We start from the raw sequence: 16,283 nt of genomic DNA, 5'->3' as shown, positions 1-16,283 counted from the left end.
CCGTAAGGAGAGGAAAGTGGCGGCGCCTCGGGCGGATCGAAGCGGAGTCGCGCCAGTGCGGCCGGTTCTTTGGCCTTCCTGACGAAGGGCAGAGAACATCCGCTTTACGTACCCGCACACATTGTAATATACCTACATCTAAACCAGACAGACGGACAGAGAATTGGCGCCGCATCCTACATCGTTCAGCGAAAGTCCGACTACCCTCAATCAGCACGACCGGGCGTGGCTTCGGGCCCTGCCTCTTCCCTCGATTGTGGTGGACACGACGGGACGGATCACGGATGCCAACGGCCTGGCGGTCGATCTGTTCGGCCTTGACGACCACCACGGCAGGCATGTCGGCGCCCTGATCCAAACGGACGACATCAGCTCCCTTCTGACGCAGATCGACCTGCTGCAGCAGGCGCCGGAGACGATCGGGGTGCGGGATGTGGCGGTCAAGACAGGTGGGGATCTGCGCCAATACCGGCTGCATCTGAAGGGAGTGCCGGACGGGTTCGACACGCCGGCCGTACTGGTGCAGTTCCAGGATCTGTCCGACATTGCGGCCCGCGAGACCGAGTTGCTCAGAACCCTGTCACGCTGGAACCTCGCGCTCTCCAACGCGAAAACCGGCATCTGGGAGTTTGACCTGCACAGCAACGCATCTGTCTATGCCGACTCCTGGAAGAAGCTGCGGGGGCTCGACCCGGCGGAGACGCTGCCGATCACCTTGCCCGAAGTGCTGGAGGCGATTCATCCCGACGACATCGACCGTGTTCTGGACATGGTGATGCGCCAGCGCGACGGCGACGAGAGCTGCAATGTCTATGACTACCGCATGCGCAAGCCAGACGGCAGCTGGATCTGGATCGAGTGTCGCAGTTCCACCGTCGAATGGGGGCCGGACGGCAAGCCGGCCCGGATCATCGGCACCGATATCGACATTACCGAGAGAAAGCACGCGGAGGAGACGCTGGAGCGCCTGTCTCGCCGGCTTTCGGTGGCCCTCGAGGCATCAGGCATCGGCGTGTTCGAGGCGAACCTGACGACGGGGGAGGTCGAGTGGGACAAGGGTCAGTTCCGCGTGTTCGGAGTTCCTGAGACTCACGACGTCAAGATCGGGGAAACCTGGGAACGCATCCTCCACCCGGAGGATCGTGAACGCGTCCTGTCCAAGGTCGATCACGATCTGGCCCTTCTCCAGCCCAATTACGACGAATACCGCATCGTGCTTTCCAACGGCGAGGTGCGCCACATCTGCTGCCACGCCCTGCCCTTTCTCGATTCAAACGGCCACCGCCGGATGATCGGCGCCAATTGGGACGTGACCGACGATCGCCGGCTGCGAAAGGCGATCGAGGAAGCCCATAGCCTGACCGAGGCCCGCAACCGCGAACTTGAGGCCGCCAAGGCGGCCATCGAGCGCGTGGCCCTGCTCGATCCGCTGACCAACCTGCCGAACCGGCGCTCACTCGACAACGAACTGGCGCGCATCGCAGCCATGCCGGATCTGGCGCAGATCGGCATGAGCGTCCTGCATATCGATCTCGATCGCTTCAAGCAGATCAACGATACGCACGGCCACCATGTCGGCGACCTGGTGCTGACCCATGCCGCCACCATTCTGCGCGAGAACACGCGCAGCGCCGATCTCTCCGCCCGCGTCGGCGGCGACGAATTCGTGTTGCTCGCGCCGGGGCTGACCAATCTCGACGCGCTGTCGAGCCTCGCCGGGCGCATCATCGAGGCGATGCGCAAGCCGGTGCTGATCGACACGATCGAATGTTGCCTTGGCTGCAGCATCGGCATCGCCATCGGCCATCGCACCGACTTCGATCCGCGGCACCTGCTACTGAACGCGGATATCGCCCTCTACAAAGCCAAGAATCAGGGCCGCGATCGCTTCGAATTCTTCATCGAAGATCCTCACGCCCCCATCCCGCAGGATCAACCCGATCCCGCGCAGTAAGGTGCATGTCCGCGTCGCAGACGCTGGACAATGCCGAGCTCCAACACCGCTTCGCCCTGCCGCAACCGGTTTCATCGGCAGCGATATGGTTCAGCTCTCACCCTGAGGACGGGATGAAGGCGATCGGCGGACCAAACTTTGACAAGGGCTGAGGGTGACCGGTCAGACTGCTGCCGTCGAAGCGCTCAACACTGGCGTGGAATGAAGAAGGAATTTGGTGGAGCTAAGCGGGATCGAACCGCTGACCTCTTGCATGCCATGCAAGCGCTCTCCCAGCTGAGCTATAGCCCCATTCGGGTTCCGGTTTTGGCCGGTCCGGGATCCGCTGCGTGCGAGGCGTTGGCCTCGTTCTCAAGCGGTGCGGCTTCTTACTTCCGCTTCCCGGAGATGGTCAAGTCGAAAAAACCACCACCGGGAAAATTCTTTTGCCGACCGCGTTTAGCGGGCGACCGTGCCGTGCGGCCCGGGCGGGAGCCAGGCGCCGCGCGGGCGAAAAAAATCAGACTTCGTCGTCGTCGTCGTTGACGCCGATCAGGTCGGACAGGCCGTCATTGTCGTCGTCGTCTTCCTCTTCAAGGAAGGTGTCGTCGTCATTGTCGATCTCGACCTCGTCGTCGCCCAGATCCGGCAGATCGTCGCCGCTGGCATTGTCGTCGGCTTCTTCGAGCGAGACGAGTTCGACTTCCGTGTTCTCGGTATCGACTTCGGCGACATCCTCTTCCTCGGCCTTCTCCAGAACCTTGGCCACCGAGGTTTCCTCGAAGAAGGAGAGCGGGTAGGACTTGCCTGTGTAAGGCGAGACGATCGGATCCTTGTTCAGGTCGTAGAACTTCCGGCCCGTTTCCGGGTCGATGCGCTTGGTTCCAAGTTCCGCTTTTGCCACTGTCAGAGCCTCTCAAACGACCGGAATCCGGCGTCTGCCGGAAAACCGGCGGTGAATGGGGAGATGAATGTGCCGGTCCCCATAATCGTCTCTCCCGTGCCTGTCAAAGCCAAACTGCCGCAAAGTCCTGTGGTTGCGGCGGAAACGGCCGGGTTTGAGGGCGTGAGCCCATGGCGCGAGCCGCGACATTCCGCTAACAGGCGGGGGTCGCGAGGGACCGGCGCCATGCCGGAAGCAAAGGGAGCCGGACGCGCATGATCATCGCCATCGACGGACCGGCGGCTGCCGGCAAGGGAACGCTGTCGCGCCGCATCGCCGCCGAATTCGGCTTTCACCATCTCGATACGGGCCTTACCTACCGCGCGACCGCCAAGGCGCTGCTGGAGGCCGGGGCGCCGCTGGACAATGAGGCGGTGGCGGAAGCCATGGCCTTTCAGGTGGATCTCGCCGGTCTCGACCGCGCGGTGCTCTCCGCGCATGAGATCGGCGAGGCGGCCTCCAGGATCGCCGTCATGCCTTCGGTGCGCCGGGCGCTGGTGGAAGCGCAGCGCGCCTTCTCCCGCCGCGCGCCGGGCGCCGTGCTCGACGGGCGCGACATCGGCACCGTCGTCTGCCCCGAGGCGCCGGTGAAGCTCTATGTCACCGCGTCGCCTGAGGTGCGTGCCCGGCGCCGCTTCGACGAGATGACCGGACATGGCGTGCCCGCCGATTATCTCGCCGTTCTCGCCGATATCGCCAAGCGCGATGCGCGCGACATGGAGCGCGAGGACAGCCCGCTGCGCCCCGCGCCCGACGCGCACTTGATCGACACGTCCGAAATGAGTATAGAGGCGGCGTTTTCTGCGGCCAAGGCTCTGATCGACGCCGCGATTTCAGCATCGAAATAGAGATGTTCCGATCCGGCCTTCCCCGCGCCGGACTATTGCCTTCCCGCTCCAAGCGGAAGGCGGACGGTGGATCGGATATGTTCAACAGCCAACCCCCGGCGCCCGTGTCCCGAGCCATCGGAGCACGACCAGGAGATTTCATGTCCCAAGCAAACCCCACCCGCGACGATTTCGCAGCGCTTCTGCAGGAATCCTTCGCAAAGACGGACCTCGCCGAAGGCTACGTCACCAAGGGCATCATCACCGCGATCGAGAAGGACGTTGCCATTGTCGACGTCGGCCTCAAGGTCGAGGGCCGCGTGGCGCTCAAGGAATTCGGCGCCAAGGCCAAGGACGGCTCGCTGAAGGTCGGCGACGAAGTCGAGGTCTATGTCGAGCGCATCGAAAACGCGCTGGGTGAAGCCGTTCTGTCGCGCGAGAAGGCTCGCCGCGAGGAGAGCTGGATGCGTCTCGAAGTCAAGTTCGAGAACGGCGAGCGCGTCGAAGGCGTCATCTTCAATCAGGTCAAGGGTGGCTTCACCGTCGATCTGGATGGTGCCGTTGCCTTCCTGCCGCGCAGCCAGGTCGATATCCGTCCGATCCGCGACGTCACCCCGCTGATGCACAACCCGCAGCCCTTCGAAATCCTCAAGATGGACAAGCGCCGCGGCAACATCGTCGTTTCGCGCCGCACGGTTCTCGAAGAGTCCCGCGCCGAACAGCGCTCGGAAATCGTCCAGAACCTCGAAGAGGGCCAGGTTGTCGACGGCGTGGTCAAGAACATCACCGATTACGGTGCGTTCGTGGACCTCGGCGGCATCGACGGCCTGCTGCACGTGACCGACATGGCCTGGCGCCGCGTCAACCATCCGTCGGAAATCCTGAACATCGGCCAGCAGGTCAAGGTTCAGATCATCCGCATCAACCAGGAAACCCACCGCATCTCGCTCGGCATGAAGCAGCTCGAGAGCGATCCGTGGGATGGCATCGGCGCCAAGTACCCGACCGGCAAGAAGATCTCCGGCACGGTGACCAACATCACCGACTACGGCGCCTTCGTCGAGCTGGAGCCGGGCATCGAAGGCCTGATCCACATTTCGGAAATGTCCTGGACCAAGAAGAACGTTCACCCCGGCAAGATCCTGTCCACGACGCAGGAAGTCGAGGTTGTCGTTCTCGAAGTCGACCCGACCAAGCGCCGCATCTCGCTCGGCCTCAAGCAGACGCTCGAGAACCCGTGGCAGGCTTTCGCGCACAGCCATCCGGCTGGCACCGAGGTCGAAGGCGAAGTCAAGAACAAGACCGAATTCGGCCTGTTCATCGGCCTCGAAGGCGACGTGGACGGCATGGTGCACCTCTCCGACCTCGACTGGAACCGTCCGGGCGAGCAGGTCATCGAGGAGTACAACAAGGGCGACGTCGTCAAGGCTGTCGTTCTGGATGTGGACGTCGACAAGGAGCGCATCTCGCTCGGCATCAAGCAGCTCGGCCGTGATTCGGTCGGCGACGCCGCTGCCTCGGGCGAACTGCGCAAGAACGCGGTCGTTTCCTGCGAAGTTACCGCGGTCAATGACGGCGGTATCGAGGTTCGTCTCGTCAACCACGAAGACATCACCTCCTTCATCCGCCGCAACGACCTGGCCCGCGATCGCGACGACCAGCGCCCCGAGCGCTTCTCGGTCGGCCAGACCGTCGATGCCCGCGTGACGAACTTCTCCAAGAAGGACCGCAAGGTCATGCTGTCGATCAAGGCTCTCGAGATCGCAGAAGAGAAGGAAGCCGTGGCCCAGTTCGGTTCGTCGGACTCCGGCGCCTCGCTCGGCGACATCCTGGGCGCAGCCCTGAAGAACCGCGGCGGCAACGAGTAATCCTTTCCTGTCTGCCCGAAGTGAAGCCCGCGGTGCGCAAGCACCGCGGGCTTTTTCGTTGCACGAAAGACGAACTCAGGTCTCGCTGCGGCGAAGCAGGTAGTCGAGGCCGCCTACGCGGTACCAGCGATAGTCATAGGCATCGAGAAGGATGCGGTGGCGGCCGGTTTCGCTTGCCGTGCTGTGGCCGCCATCGGCGAGATCGATCAGTCGGTCGGCATGGTCCTCAAGCCCGACATGGAACTCGACCTCCACAGGACGGGCATGGAAGTTATGCACGCAGAGCACGGCGTTGTTGCGCCAATCGTAGCGGATGATCAGCACGCCCTCGTCGCCGCTGTCGAGGATCTCGTAATTGCCCCAGCCGATTTCCGGCGCTTCCTTGCGCATTCGGATCAGCCGTTCGGTCCAGTTGAGCAGCGATTCCGGGTCGCGCCGCTCCTTGGCGACATTGACATGGGGATAGCCGTAGACGGTCTTCTCGATCACCGGCAGCACGGGCGTGTCGCTCTTGGTGAAGCCGCCATGCGGCTCGTCGGACCATTGCATCGGCGTGCGGGCGCAATTGCGCTCGGGCAAGGTGAGGTCGTCGCCCATGCCGATCTCGTCGCCATAGCGGATGACCGGCGTGCCCGGCAGCGAGAACATCAGACTATAGGCCATGCGCAGCCGACGCATGTCGCCATCGAGCATCGGCGCCAAACGCCGCCGGATGCCGCGATCATAGAGCTGCATGTCCTTGTCCGGGCCGAAGGCGGCGAAGACCTGTTGGCGCTGTTTCTCGCTCAGCCGGCCGAGATCGAGCTCGTCGTGATTGCGCAGGAACAGGCCCCACTGGCCGGTCGCCGGGTGCTCGCGCGTTTCCTCCAGCGCCTTGGCCAGCGGCCGGGCATCGGCACTGGCCAGTGCATAGAAGAGATTCTGATTGGCGTGGAAGTTGAACATCATCTGCAGCCGGTCGCCATCCTCGCCGAAGTAGTGGATGTTTTCCCTGGGCGCGACATTGGCTTCGGCCAGAATGATCGAGTCCCCCTGGCGCCATTGCAGGAACTCGCGGAAGGTTCTGAGCATCTCGAATTGCGGCTTGGCCTTGCGGATCTCCGCGCCCTTCTCGGCGATCACGAAAGGCACCGCATCCATGCGGAAGCCGGAGACGCCGAGCTGGATCCAGAAGCCCATGATCTTGAGGATTTCCGCCTGGACGGCCGGGTTGGCGGTGTTGAGGTCGGGCTGGAACTCGTAGAAGCGGTGGAAGTAATATTCCTTGGCCATCGCGTCGCGGGTCCAGGTGGTCTTCTGCACGCCGGGGAACACCATGCCCTCGTCCGCACCGGGCGGCTTGGTCTTCGACCAGACATACCAGTCGCGATAGGGCGAGTTCGGATCGCTGCGGGCGGACTGGAACCAGGGGTGCTGATCGGAGGTGTGGTTGACGACGAGGTCGATCAGCACGCGGATGCCGCGCTGCTTGGCGCCGTGGGTGAACTCGACGAAATCGCCGAGCGTGCCGTAGCGCGGATCGACCGTGTAATAGTCGGACACATCATAGCCGTCGTCGCGCCCGGGCGAGGCCTGAAAGGGCATGAGCCAAATGGCGCTGATGCCGAGGCCGGCGAGATAATCCAGCCTTCGCGCCAGGCCCTGGAAATCCCCGACGCCATCGCCATTGGCATCCATGAAGGTCTCGACCGAGAGACAATAGACGACCGCGTTCTTGTACCAGAGATCGTTGATCATGCGCACCGCTCCGATTGCGACCCAGGCGAGCGGCCAGCGCCGCCCGCGCGAAAGCGGAGATAGGGCGCCATCCGTGAAGGGCGACAAGCCGGGACCAGTTTAGATAAACAAGTCTAGATGTACCAGGAGCGGCTTTTTTCAAAACAATGACCCCGCTTAAGGTCTGAATACCAACTTTCGGCGAACTACTATCTGATGCCTACCTCGTAGCAGGGTTCAGCCAACAGGCTTCAAAGACAACAACTGTGAATAACGGGCAGTACATCACCGACTGCTTGCACAAAGATTCCAAATCCATTATCCAGCATTCGCGCCTTCTACTAGAAGACACGACTCGACAGCATCAACCAAAGACTTGGGAGGTTTCTGAGCTTCGTCGTAGTCTGCGCCGAAGGAGTGGTGGGAGCGACTCCTCCTTGCTCTCGCAAGAGAAAAGGAGAAGGACATGAGGATCTCATGCCCTATCCATCGACCAGTATCTGTTATCAGCTACTGGCGGTGCCGTCTGGGCCAGTGGCAGCGTATTGCGCCCCACTGCCGCCGTTGGCCGCGTTCCAGCGCGAACAAGGCGTAACCCAGACTTCACCTGCGTCAACGAGAGGGGCCCCTACGCAAGTAGGGGCCTTTGCCTTGCCTGCAGGACGTACAGACACTCCGTTTCCTAGGGCGAAATTACCATTTTGGCAAGTCCGAAGTCCTGCTAACGCATAAGCTCGCAATGTCAAAAGGTGCTAGGAGCATTGAGACTATAGCTAACCAACAGATAGTCATCAGGTCCGGTACACAGCGCGACGCTTACTGCTTGGCGGTGCCGGGGGCTGCCATCTTTTCGTGCTGGCGGGCGAGAAGCGGGGCCGGGGTGATGTTGGCCATGACCGTCTGCAGCTTGTTCTTCCAGCCGGCGACGATGTCGCCTTCGCCCTTCTTCATCGCCTCCCAGCCAACCTTGGCGACATCGGCAGGATCGTCCTTTTCGGCCTGGCCAACCTCGGTGTCCAGCATGTCGGCATGCTCGAAGAACCGCGTGTCGGTCGGCCCCGGCATCAGGCAGGTGACGCTGATGGCCGTATCCTTCAGCTCGTTGCGCAGCGCGAAGGAGAAGGAATTGAGGAAGGACTTGGTGCCGTTGTAGACCGCCTGGTAGCTGCCCGGAATGAAGCCGGCGATGGAGCCGGTGATGAGGATGCGACCGGCATTGCGGGCGCGCATGTCCTTGCCGATGCTGTGGATCAGGCTGATCGTGCCGGTGATGTTGGTGTCCACCACCTTCAGCGCGGCGTCGAGATCCTGGTCCAGAAAGCCCTTGCCGAGGCCACGCCCGGCATTGGCGACCAGCACGTCCACCGGACGGCCCTTGGACTGGACGAAGCTGGAGAAAGCGTCCGCGCCGCTGCGGCTCGAAAGATCCACCTGTCGTGCCTCCACCGAAACGCCGGTGGCACGCAGGCTTTCGGCTGCATTCTCGATTGCCGCATCGTCCGCGGCGATGATCAGATCATGCTGGTCGGCCGCCGCAAGACGGGCGAGTTCCAGTCCGATGCCGGACGAGGCGCCGGTGATGACGGCGAGAGGGCGAGGCGTGCTGGCCATGGATAATCCTTCCTGAAAAAACAGTCTGCCGCCCAACCAGAAGCGGGCGGCAGGGTTCCAGGACGAAGGCGCGCGGGCTCGATTCGGATCGTCGATCCGGTCAGGCTGAGAGCTGGTCGAGGAAGTCGTGCGTGGTCATGACTTCGACCTGCATGGAGAAGCGGCTTTGCAGCAGCGAAAGGCTGGCGTCATGCGTGTCGTCCGCCCCGCTGCACACCGCATCGCCGAGCAGGATGACGCGGTAGCCGAGGTCGATCGCGCCCAGAACAGTGGCGAGAACGCAGACATCCGTTTCGCCACCGGTGACAACCAGCGTCCGCACGGCCTGCTGCTGCAGCAGCGTATGAAGCCGGCTACCCACCCATGGGGAATAGGTCGGCTTGTCGAAGACGAGGGCCGGCGGAGCAAGCCGCGCGAGCGACGGCATCAGGGCGCGCATCTCGGCGGGCAGATGCTCGCCGGTCATCATCCACCATTTCTCGTAATAGCTGCGCCACAGGCCGCCCGCGTCTGCTGCCCGCTCCGGAGGGATGAAGCGGGTGAAGATGGTGCGCCCGGCATGGCGCTCGGCCAGTTCCAGCACCTCCGGCGAGACACGCGCCATCCACGGCACGTGCCAAGGCGTGTCTTCCGAAAACATGCGCTGCATATCGACACAGAGATGGCGCCATTCGCCAAAGGGGTCTGCCACGCCGTTCCCCCTTAGCTGTTCGTCCGGCCGCGCTGGCCGGGGTTGACGCCGCCTTCCGGCGTCGTGTCATTGGCGATATCGCCCTCGATCGTGGACTCGCCCTGCAGCGCCTCTTCCTCCACCGGGCTGCCGATGCCGCGCGAACGCCCGATCCCGGGATCGCCGATCAGATCCACGTCGCTCGGCTTGGCGGGCTTGATATGCTTGTTGGTCATGGCTCGACCTCCTTTTTCTTCGCGACGGCAGAGTATGCCGCGTGGCCGGCCAACCGGACGAAAGGGTCAAAGTTCCCATTTCCGCAACCTGAGGATTAAAGACGTGACTCATAGATCGGATAATGAACAACTTAGGGATTAATTTTTTTGACGTTTTTGCAAATTTCTACGGAACCCGGTCGTGATGCCCTGGTTTTCCGCCGTAACCTAACGGGGGTCAGCCAATGTCCGACGAACAGTCCCGCGCTCGTCTCGAGGCCGAATTGATCGAACTCATTCCGGCGCTGCGCAATTTTGCCGTGCGGTTCCACCGCTCACCGAACGAGGCGGAGGACCTCGTTCAGGAAACGCTTCTCAAGTCTCTCGCCAATCTTCACCGCTTCCAGGAAGGGACGCGCCTGAAGTCGTGGATGTTCACCATCATGCGCAACACCTTCTGCACCAAGTTCGGGCTTGCCAAGCGCGAACCGGTCGGTTCGGAAGACTGCGTTGCAAACCAGCCCACCGTTCCGCCCGTGCAGGAATGGGCCGTGCGCGGCCATGAGCTGGAGGTGGCGCTGGGCGAGTTGCCGCCGCTCTACCGCCAGGCGATCAGCCTGATCGCGATCGACGGAATCAGCTACGAACATGCCGCCGAACGGTGCCACTGCCCCTTGGGCACCATGAAGAGCCGGGTCAACCGTGCGCGGGCCCACCTCGCCCGCCGGCTCGGAGACGATGCCCGGGCGATCTGAAGGCTGTACAAGCGGCGCTCTCACGCGTCGTGCCGTGTCGCGCGACGCGGATCGAGGGCTGCGGCCATCCCATCGCCCAGAAGATTGAAGCCGAGGACGCAGGTGGCAATGGCCAGCCCCGGCGCCAGCGCCAGATGCGGCGCCTGCTGCAGATAGGTCTGCGCATCGGCCAGCATGCGCCCCCAGCTCGGCGCCGGCGGCGCAGGCCCGAGCCCCAGGAAGGACAGGCCGGCCTCGCTGAGGATCGCCAGGGCCAGCTGCAGCGACACCTGCACGACAAGCGGCCCGGCGATGTTGGGAAGCACGTGATCCCGCAGGATCGCAAACCGCGTCAGCCCCAGCATGCGCGCCGCCAGGACATAATCCCGCGCCAGAACCTGCAGCGCCGCAGCGCGCGCGACGCGGGCAAAGACCGGCACCAGGAACAGGGCGATCGCGACGATGGCCGTCGTCCGCCCCGGGCCGAGCACCGCACCGAGCAGGATGGCGGAAAGCACCGGCGGCAGCGCGAAGGCGGCATCCGACACCCGCAGGATCATCCCCTCCACCCAACCGCGCAGACCTGCGGCCAGCAGGCCAAGCAGCACGCCGATCCCGCCTCCCAACAGAACGGCCACCGCCGCGATCGACAGCGAATTGGCCGCACCCGCCATCAGCATGGACAGCGTATCCCGCCCGAGATGATCCGCGCCGAGCAGCCCCGCCTCCAGCGGGCCCTTGAGCTTGTCGGCCATGCGCAAGCGCCCCGGCGGCGCCGGCGTCCAGACGAGCGATAGGAGCGCAATGGCGACGACCAGCCCCGTCAGCGTGGCGCCGGCCAGCAGCGATCTCGGCAGCGGCTGCCTCATCGCCCGCGCCTCAGCCGCGGATCGATCACCGCATAGAGCAGATCGACCAGCAGCGTGATGCCGATGACGAGAAGCGAGAGGAGCAGGACGACGCCCTGGATCACCGGGAAATCGCGCTGGGCCAGCGCCTGCCACGCCAGCCGTCCGAGACCCGGCAGGGTGAAGACGTTTTCCACCAGGACGGCGCCGGCAACGAGGAAGGACAGCTGCAGGCCGAGGATTGTGACGATCGGGATCAGCGCATTGGGCAGCGCATGGCGCAAAAGCGCCTGGCCGCGCGAGCAGCCCTTGGCGCGCGCGGTGCGCATGAAATCCTCGCTCATGACCTCGATGACGGCCGCGCGCGTGACACGGGCAAGAACCGCCGATTGCGGAATGGCCAAAGCCAGAGCCGGCAGAGACAGCGCGCCGAACGCCGGAAGGATGCCCGCCTGCCAGCCGGGAAAGCCACCGGCCGGCAGCCAGGCAAGACCGAGCGAGAGGGTGAGGATCAGGAGGAGGCCGATCCAGAAATTCGGCACCGCCAGCCCGAGCTGGCATAGCAGGCCGGCGACCCAGTCCACACGCCCGCTCGGCCGGGCCGCCGAAAGCACGCCGAGCGGCAGGCCGATGATCACGGCAAGAGCGACGGCGAAAAAGGCGAGCGGCAGGGTCACGGCCAGGCGCTCGGCGATCAGCCCGGAAACCGGCGCGGCATAGGTGATGGAGGTGCCGAAATCGCCGACGAGCATGCCGCCGACCCAGGCAAGGTAACGAAGGACCACCGGCTGATCGAGTCCGAGCTGCGCGCGGAGCGCGGCGACAGCCTCCGGCGTTGCCGCGGTGCCCAGCATGGCGGCAGCCGGATCGCCGGGCACGAGCTGCATCAGCGTGAAGATGACGATCGTCAGCAGGACCAGGGTGACGAGCAGGCCGAGCAAGCGGCGCACGGCCGCCGTCAGCATGGCGCCATCGCCTTGAAAGCCCATCTCTGCCTGCCTACTCGGCCCATTCGACCTCCGTCACGTCGTTCGACGGCACGGGCTCGTTCTGCCAATATCCCGTAAGCCCCTTGGCCCAGACGGAGAGCTTCGGCTGCACATAGAGAAACAGGGCCGGCACATCGCGCGCCAGGATCTCTTGTGCGGTGCCATAGGCGGCGAGCCGCGATGGCTCGTCGGGCGCGGCCACCGCCGTGGCAATTGCGGCATCGAAGTTCGGGTTGTGATAGCCGAAGTAATTGCCGGGATTGGCGTAAAGGCCGAGATCGAGCGGCTCGGCATGGGCGATGATCGTCATGTCGAAGGCCTTGTCCCGCATGACCTCCTGCACCCAACGCGCCGGAAACTCGGTCGGCGCGATGGTGAGCGAAACGCCGATCTCGGAGAAGAGGGCCTGCAGCACCTCGGCCGAGCGGCTGGCATAGGGCATTTGCGGCGTCTTGATCGTCAGCGCGAAGCCATCGGGATAGCCAGCTTCCGCCAGCAGGGCCTTGGCCGCATCCGGATCGTAAGGAATGGCGGCGCTGAGATCCCGATAGCCGGGATCGTTCGGCGTGTAATGGCTGCCGATCGGCGTGCCGAAGCCGCTGGCTACGCCTTCCACCAGCATCTCGCGGTCCACCGCCATCATCAACGCCCGGCGGACGCGCACATCGTTCAGCGGCGCCTTCGTCGTGTTCAGGCCGGCCACCACCTTCATCTCGGTCACGCCGGGCTTTGCGATGAAACGCGGATCGTCTTCAAAGGCGCCGTAGAGTTCGGGGGCGGCAAACAACGGAATGGCATCGACATCGCCGGCCTGCAATGCGGCGCTCTGTGCCTGCGGGTCGCCGATGAAGCGGAAGGTGACCCGTTCCAGCCGCGCTGCCTCGGCCTTGTCCCAATAGGTTTCGTTGCGGACGAGCTCGACCCGGTCGCCCTTCCGCCAGGAGGAAAAGCGGAACGGGCCGGTGCCGACCGGCGCCGTGCGCGCCGTCTCCGCCGAGCCGGGCTCCAGCATGACGGCAGTGGGAAGACCGAGCCAGAAGAGCAGATTGGAGGAGCGGCTGGAAAGCTCGAGCACCAAGGTCTGCGGGTCCTCGACCAGGACATCCTTGATCACCGCATAGAGCGCCTTCTGCGGATTGACGCTGCCCTCTGCGCGGATGCGGTCGAGCGTGAACTTCGCCGTCTCGGCGGTGAACGGCGTGCCATTGTGGAAGGTGACGCCGCGCGCCAGCGAGAAACTGTAGCGAAGCCCATCGGGAGAGACCGACCACTTTGTGGCAAGCTGCGGCTGCGCCCTGCCCTCCGCATCGATCCGCGTCAGCCCTTCGAAAACATTCTGCCAGACCACCTGGCCGATGGCGACCGGTGCCGCGACCGTCGGATCGAGCCCTGGCGGCTCGACGGCCATGCCGAGGACCAGATCGGTGCGCGCTGCCGCATCGGCTGGCCCGGCGAGACCGCCGAGGACCGCGGCCCAGAGAACCGTAGCCAAGAGGGCCGCAGCGACGCGATGCACAGAACGAGACAGCATGGATCGACCCTTCCCACCAGACACAGACCACCCCCGCAGCACCGGCTGCAGCCTTGCATTAGCCCGATGCAGCGTCCCTCTCCTTAGGGGAATTTTCCGGTGCTGGCGACGATCGATCTTTGGCGTCAACCGTTCCATGAAGCAGCAAGGTCGCCCCGGTCGCTCTTTTCCGTCTTGCCTGACCCGGAGGGCAGCTGTTCGAACGCATGCCAATACTTACGCAATCGACGCCTCCGCGCAAAGCAGACGGGACAGCGCGCGAAACAAGATTTCGTTTCCAAGGGCCTTTTTTATAGACTTATTGCGCCGCAGCGCCCCGTTTCGGCTCAGGATTTCGCCATCGTGCCCGTTCCCGATCGGTGCAGGCGTGAGTCGGTCAGCGCGAGCAAACATTCCGGCGCTCGGAACGAGACCAGCGCCCGGCTCTGGAGCGGGAGGGCGCGCGGGAAGCCGCATAACTCTGCGATGATTCCCCTTGCGTCGCGTTCAAATTTGCCATTTGCTCCGCTCATCATAAATCCTAATAAAGGGGTAAACGATGTACGCGGTTTCTCGCTTTCTCGCCACCACGGCCCTTTGCGCGGCGCTTCTGGCCGGAGCGTCTCCCGTTCTTGCGGAGACGGTGCTTCATCGGGGCAATGGCGGCGAGCCGACCAGCCTGGACCCGCATCATATCTCCGTCGACATCGAGATGTTCATCACCGACGACCTGTTCGAAGGTTTGACCACCTACAATGCCAAGTCCGAGGTCATCCCCGGCGTCGCCTCCAGCTGGAAAGTGTCCGAGGACAAGACGGTCTACACCTTCTCGATCCGGCCCACGGCCAAGTGGTCGGATGGCAGCGCGGTGACGGCAGGAGACTTCGTCTTCGCCATGCGGCGTGTCGAGGATCCCAAGACGGCGTCCGACTATGCCGGCATCCTCTTCCCGATCAAGAATGCCGAGAAGGTCAACAAGGGTGAACTGCCGCTCGACCAGCTGGGCGTGAAGGCGGTCGACGATCAAACCGTCGAGATCACGCTTGAACGCCCCGTCCCGTTCCTTCTCGATATTCTGGCCCATCCGGCCGCCTACCCGCTCAACAAGGCAAATGTGGAGAAGGATGGTGCCGATTTCACCAAGCCGGGCAAGCTCGTCTCGAACGGCGCTTTCGTGCTGAGCGAGCATGTGGCGAACGACCACCTGACCGTGGCCAAGAACCCCAACTACTGGGATACGGCCAATACGAAGCTGGACAAGGTGGTCTTCTACCCGCTGGACGACGATTCCGTGACCGTCCGCCGCTTCGAGGCCGGCGAGCTGGATATCGGCTTCAACTTCCCGGCCAGCGACCTGGAGATGCTCCGCTCGAAGCTTGGCGAACAGGCGCATGTCTCGCCGGCGCTATCGACCTATTACTATGCCTTCGACACCCGCACCCCACCGTTTGACGATGCGCGCGTTCGCAAGGCCCTGTCCATGGCGGTGGATCGCGACTTCCTGTGCAAGGAGGTCTATTCCGGCGCGCAGCTGCCGGCCTACAGCTTCGTCTCTCCCGGCATTCCCAGCTATGGAACCCCCTTCTCGGCCGACTTCGCCGGCAAGAGCCAGCTGGATCGAGAGGACGAAGCGGGCGCGCTGCTCAAAGAGGCGGGCTACGGCAAGGATGGCAAGCCGCTCGAGGTCGAGATTCGCTACAACACCAGCTCGACGCATGAGAAGGTCGCCACCGCGATTGCCGACATGTGGAAGACCGCCTTCGGCGCCAAGGTCACCCTCACCGGTTCCGACGTCGCCTCGCACTATGGCTACCTGACGGACGGCGGCAAATTCTCCGTCGCCCGCGCAGGCTGGGGTGCCGACTATCCGGATGCCGAAAGCTTCCTGGCGCTGGGCATCAGCACCAACAAGGCCTTCAACTACAGCCACTGGACCAATGCGGACTTCGATGCGCTGATGGCGAAGTCCTATCTGGAGCAGGACCCCGCCGCCCGCAGCAAGATCCTGCATGATGCCGAAGCGATCATGATGGCCGAACAGCCGATCGCGCCGCTGTTCTACAAGGCCGATTTCTGGCTGGTTTCCAACAAGGTCAAGGGCTGGGTCGACAACGCGCCAGACCGCCATCCGAGCCGCTTCCTGAGCCTTGGCGAATAAGCCGGTTACGAGCCGCGCTTCCGGCAGGCGGGGATGCCGGCGCTCATGGGGCGCCGGCAGACCAGCCCGCGATGCCGGGACATCGACGCCGCGCCCCGTGGGACCTCTCCAAGCAGAACCCGGACAGGCTGCACGGAGCCGATTGAAGCCGGTTCACCCCGTTCCCGCACCTTCAGTCCTGGCGAAGGCACGCGGCTTCCACGTTTTTTCGACCCGTCCCAAATCCTTCGTGCCGTTTCACCACACCATTTCGAGGGAACC

13 protein-coding genes and 1 tRNA gene are annotated in these 16,283 nt (G+C 63.7%); 5 read left to right on the top strand and 9 right to left on the bottom strand.

What is annotated here, in order from left to right:
• Positions 1 to 259: 259 nt before the first annotated feature.
• A complete protein-coding gene (locus U8330_RS01830; protein ID WP_323103456.1) occupies positions 260 to 1,954 on the top strand; it encodes a bifunctional diguanylate cyclase/phosphodiesterase in 1,695 nt (564 codons plus the stop codon).
• 215 nt (positions 1,955 to 2,169) lie between these two features.
• Here the strand turns inward: U8330_RS01830 and U8330_RS01825 are convergent.
• Both U8330_RS01825 and U8330_RS01820 read right to left on the bottom strand, forming a co-directional pair.
• Positions 2,170 to 2,245, bottom strand: a tRNA-Ala gene (locus U8330_RS01825).
• A gap of 208 nt (positions 2,246 to 2,453) precedes the next feature.
• The gene (locus tag U8330_RS01820; RefSeq protein ID WP_323103455.1) at positions 2,454 to 2,837 is read right to left on the bottom strand and encodes a TIGR02300 family protein; all 384 of its coding nucleotides are present in this window, start codon (positions 2,835 to 2,837) and stop codon (positions 2,454 to 2,456) included.
• A 254-nt stretch (positions 2,838 to 3,091) separates the two neighbouring features.
• On the opposite strand from U8330_RS01820, the gene cmk reads away from it, so the two are divergent.
• Positions 3,092 to 3,724 (top strand): (d)CMP kinase, encoded by a 633-nt coding sequence (gene cmk / locus U8330_RS01815; RefSeq protein WP_323103454.1) that lies wholly within the window; start codon positions 3,092 to 3,094, stop codon positions 3,722 to 3,724.
• Positions 3,725 to 3,864: 140 nt separating this feature from the next.
• Entirely contained in the window at positions 3,865 to 5,571 is a 1,707-nt protein-coding gene (gene rpsA, locus U8330_RS01810; RefSeq protein WP_323103453.1) for a 30S ribosomal protein S1, read from the top strand.
• Positions 5,572 to 5,646: 75 nt separating this feature from the next.
• On the opposite strand, the gene U8330_RS01805 is transcribed toward rpsA, so the two are convergent.
• The 4 genes from U8330_RS01805 to U8330_RS01790 form a co-directional block, all read right to left on the bottom strand.
• Positions 5,647 to 7,308: an alpha-amylase family protein gene (locus U8330_RS01805; RefSeq protein ID WP_323103451.1), complete on the bottom strand. Its 1,662-nt coding sequence runs from the start codon at positions 7,306 to 7,308 to the stop codon at positions 5,647 to 5,649.
• Positions 7,309 to 8,103: 795 nt separating this feature from the next.
• Positions 8,104 to 8,898, bottom strand: a complete 795-nt coding sequence (locus U8330_RS01800; protein ID WP_323103449.1) for an SDR family NAD(P)-dependent oxidoreductase — start codon at positions 8,896 to 8,898, stop codon at positions 8,104 to 8,106.
• Positions 8,899 to 8,998: 100 nt separating this feature from the next.
• On the bottom strand, positions 8,999 to 9,547 hold the full coding sequence (locus U8330_RS01795; RefSeq protein ID WP_323107089.1) for a cysteine hydrolase: 549 nt from the start codon (positions 9,545 to 9,547) through the stop codon (positions 8,999 to 9,001).
• A 53-nt stretch (positions 9,548 to 9,600) separates the two neighbouring features.
• Positions 9,601 to 9,804: a hypothetical protein gene (locus tag U8330_RS01790; RefSeq protein ID WP_323103448.1), complete on the bottom strand. Its 204-nt coding sequence runs from the start codon at positions 9,802 to 9,804 to the stop codon at positions 9,601 to 9,603.
• 224 nt (positions 9,805 to 10,028) lie between these two features.
• On the opposite strand from U8330_RS01790, the gene U8330_RS01785 reads away from it, so the two are divergent.
• A complete protein-coding gene (locus tag U8330_RS01785; RefSeq protein WP_323103446.1) occupies positions 10,029 to 10,538 on the top strand; it encodes a sigma-70 family RNA polymerase sigma factor in 510 nt (169 codons plus the stop codon).
• A gap of 20 nt (positions 10,539 to 10,558) precedes the next feature.
• Here U8330_RS01785 and U8330_RS01780 read toward each other — a convergent pair whose 3' ends face one another.
• The 3 genes from U8330_RS01780 to U8330_RS01770 are packed head-to-tail and all read right to left on the bottom strand — an operon-like array spanning position 10,559 to position 13,885.
• The gene (locus tag U8330_RS01780) at positions 10,559 to 11,386 is read right to left on the bottom strand and encodes an ABC transporter permease (RefSeq protein ID WP_323103445.1); all 828 of its coding nucleotides are present in this window, start codon (positions 11,384 to 11,386) and stop codon (positions 10,559 to 10,561) included.
• Positions 11,383 to 12,330: an ABC transporter permease gene (locus tag U8330_RS01775; RefSeq protein ID WP_416236893.1), complete on the bottom strand. Its 948-nt coding sequence runs from the start codon at positions 12,328 to 12,330 to the stop codon at positions 11,383 to 11,385. Before U8330_RS01775 ends, U8330_RS01780 begins: the two co-directional genes overlap by 4 nt.
• Positions 12,331 to 12,364: 34 nt before the next feature.
• Positions 12,365 to 13,885: an ABC transporter substrate-binding protein gene (locus U8330_RS01770; RefSeq protein WP_323103442.1), complete on the bottom strand. Its 1,521-nt coding sequence runs from the start codon at positions 13,883 to 13,885 to the stop codon at positions 12,365 to 12,367.
• 538 nt (positions 13,886 to 14,423) lie between these two features.
• Here U8330_RS01770 and U8330_RS01765 point away from each other — a divergent pair.
• Positions 14,424 to 16,022 (top strand): peptide ABC transporter substrate-binding protein, encoded by a 1,599-nt coding sequence (locus tag U8330_RS01765; protein WP_323103440.1) that lies wholly within the window; start codon positions 14,424 to 14,426, stop codon positions 16,020 to 16,022.
• Positions 16,023 to 16,283 lie beyond the last annotated feature (261 nt).

Origin of the sequence: Rhizobium sp. CC-YZS058, from assembly GCF_034720595.1 — a bacterium.
Taxonomy (GTDB): Bacteria; Pseudomonadota; Alphaproteobacteria; order Rhizobiales; family Rhizobiaceae; genus Ferranicluibacter.
This window is presented reverse-complemented; position numbering and strand designations above follow the sequence as displayed.

What these genes read in the sequence shown, in the direction of transcription:
- cmk (WP_323103454.1), top strand. Translation starts at nt 3,092, where the DNA reads ATGATCATCGCCATCGACGGACCGGCGGCTGCCGGCAAGGGAACGCTG.
- rpsA (WP_323103453.1), top strand. Translation starts at nt 3,865, where the DNA reads ATGTCCCAAGCAAACCCCACCCGCGACGATTTCGCAGCGCTTCTGCAG.
- U8330_RS01805 (WP_323103451.1), bottom strand. Translation starts at nt 7,308, where the DNA reads ATGATCAACGATCTCTGGTACAAGAACGCGGTCGTCTATTGTCTCTCG.
- U8330_RS01800 (WP_323103449.1), bottom strand. Translation starts at nt 8,898, where the DNA reads ATGGCCAGCACGCCTCGCCCTCTCGCCGTCATCACCGGCGCCTCGTCC.
- U8330_RS01795 (WP_323107089.1), bottom strand. Translation starts at nt 9,547, where the DNA reads ATGCAGCGCATGTTTTCGGAAGACACGCCTTGGCACGTGCCGTGGATG.
- U8330_RS01790 (WP_323103448.1), bottom strand. Translation starts at nt 9,804, where the DNA reads ATGACCAACAAGCATATCAAGCCCGCCAAGCCGAGCGACGTGGATCTG.
- U8330_RS01785 (WP_323103446.1), top strand. Translation starts at nt 10,029, where the DNA reads ATGTCCGACGAACAGTCCCGCGCTCGTCTCGAGGCCGAATTGATCGAA.
- U8330_RS01780 (WP_323103445.1), bottom strand. Translation starts at nt 11,386, where the DNA reads ATGAGGCAGCCGCTGCCGAGATCGCTGCTGGCCGGCGCCACGCTGACG.
- U8330_RS01775 (WP_416236893.1), bottom strand. Translation starts at nt 12,330, where the DNA reads ATGCTGACGGCGGCCGTGCGCCGCTTGCTCGGCCTGCTCGTCACCCTG.
- U8330_RS01770 (WP_323103442.1), bottom strand. Translation starts at nt 13,885, where the DNA reads ATGCTGTCTCGTTCTGTGCATCGCGTCGCTGCGGCCCTCTTGGCTACG.
- U8330_RS01765 (WP_323103440.1), top strand. Translation starts at nt 14,424, where the DNA reads ATGTACGCGGTTTCTCGCTTTCTCGCCACCACGGCCCTTTGCGCGGCG.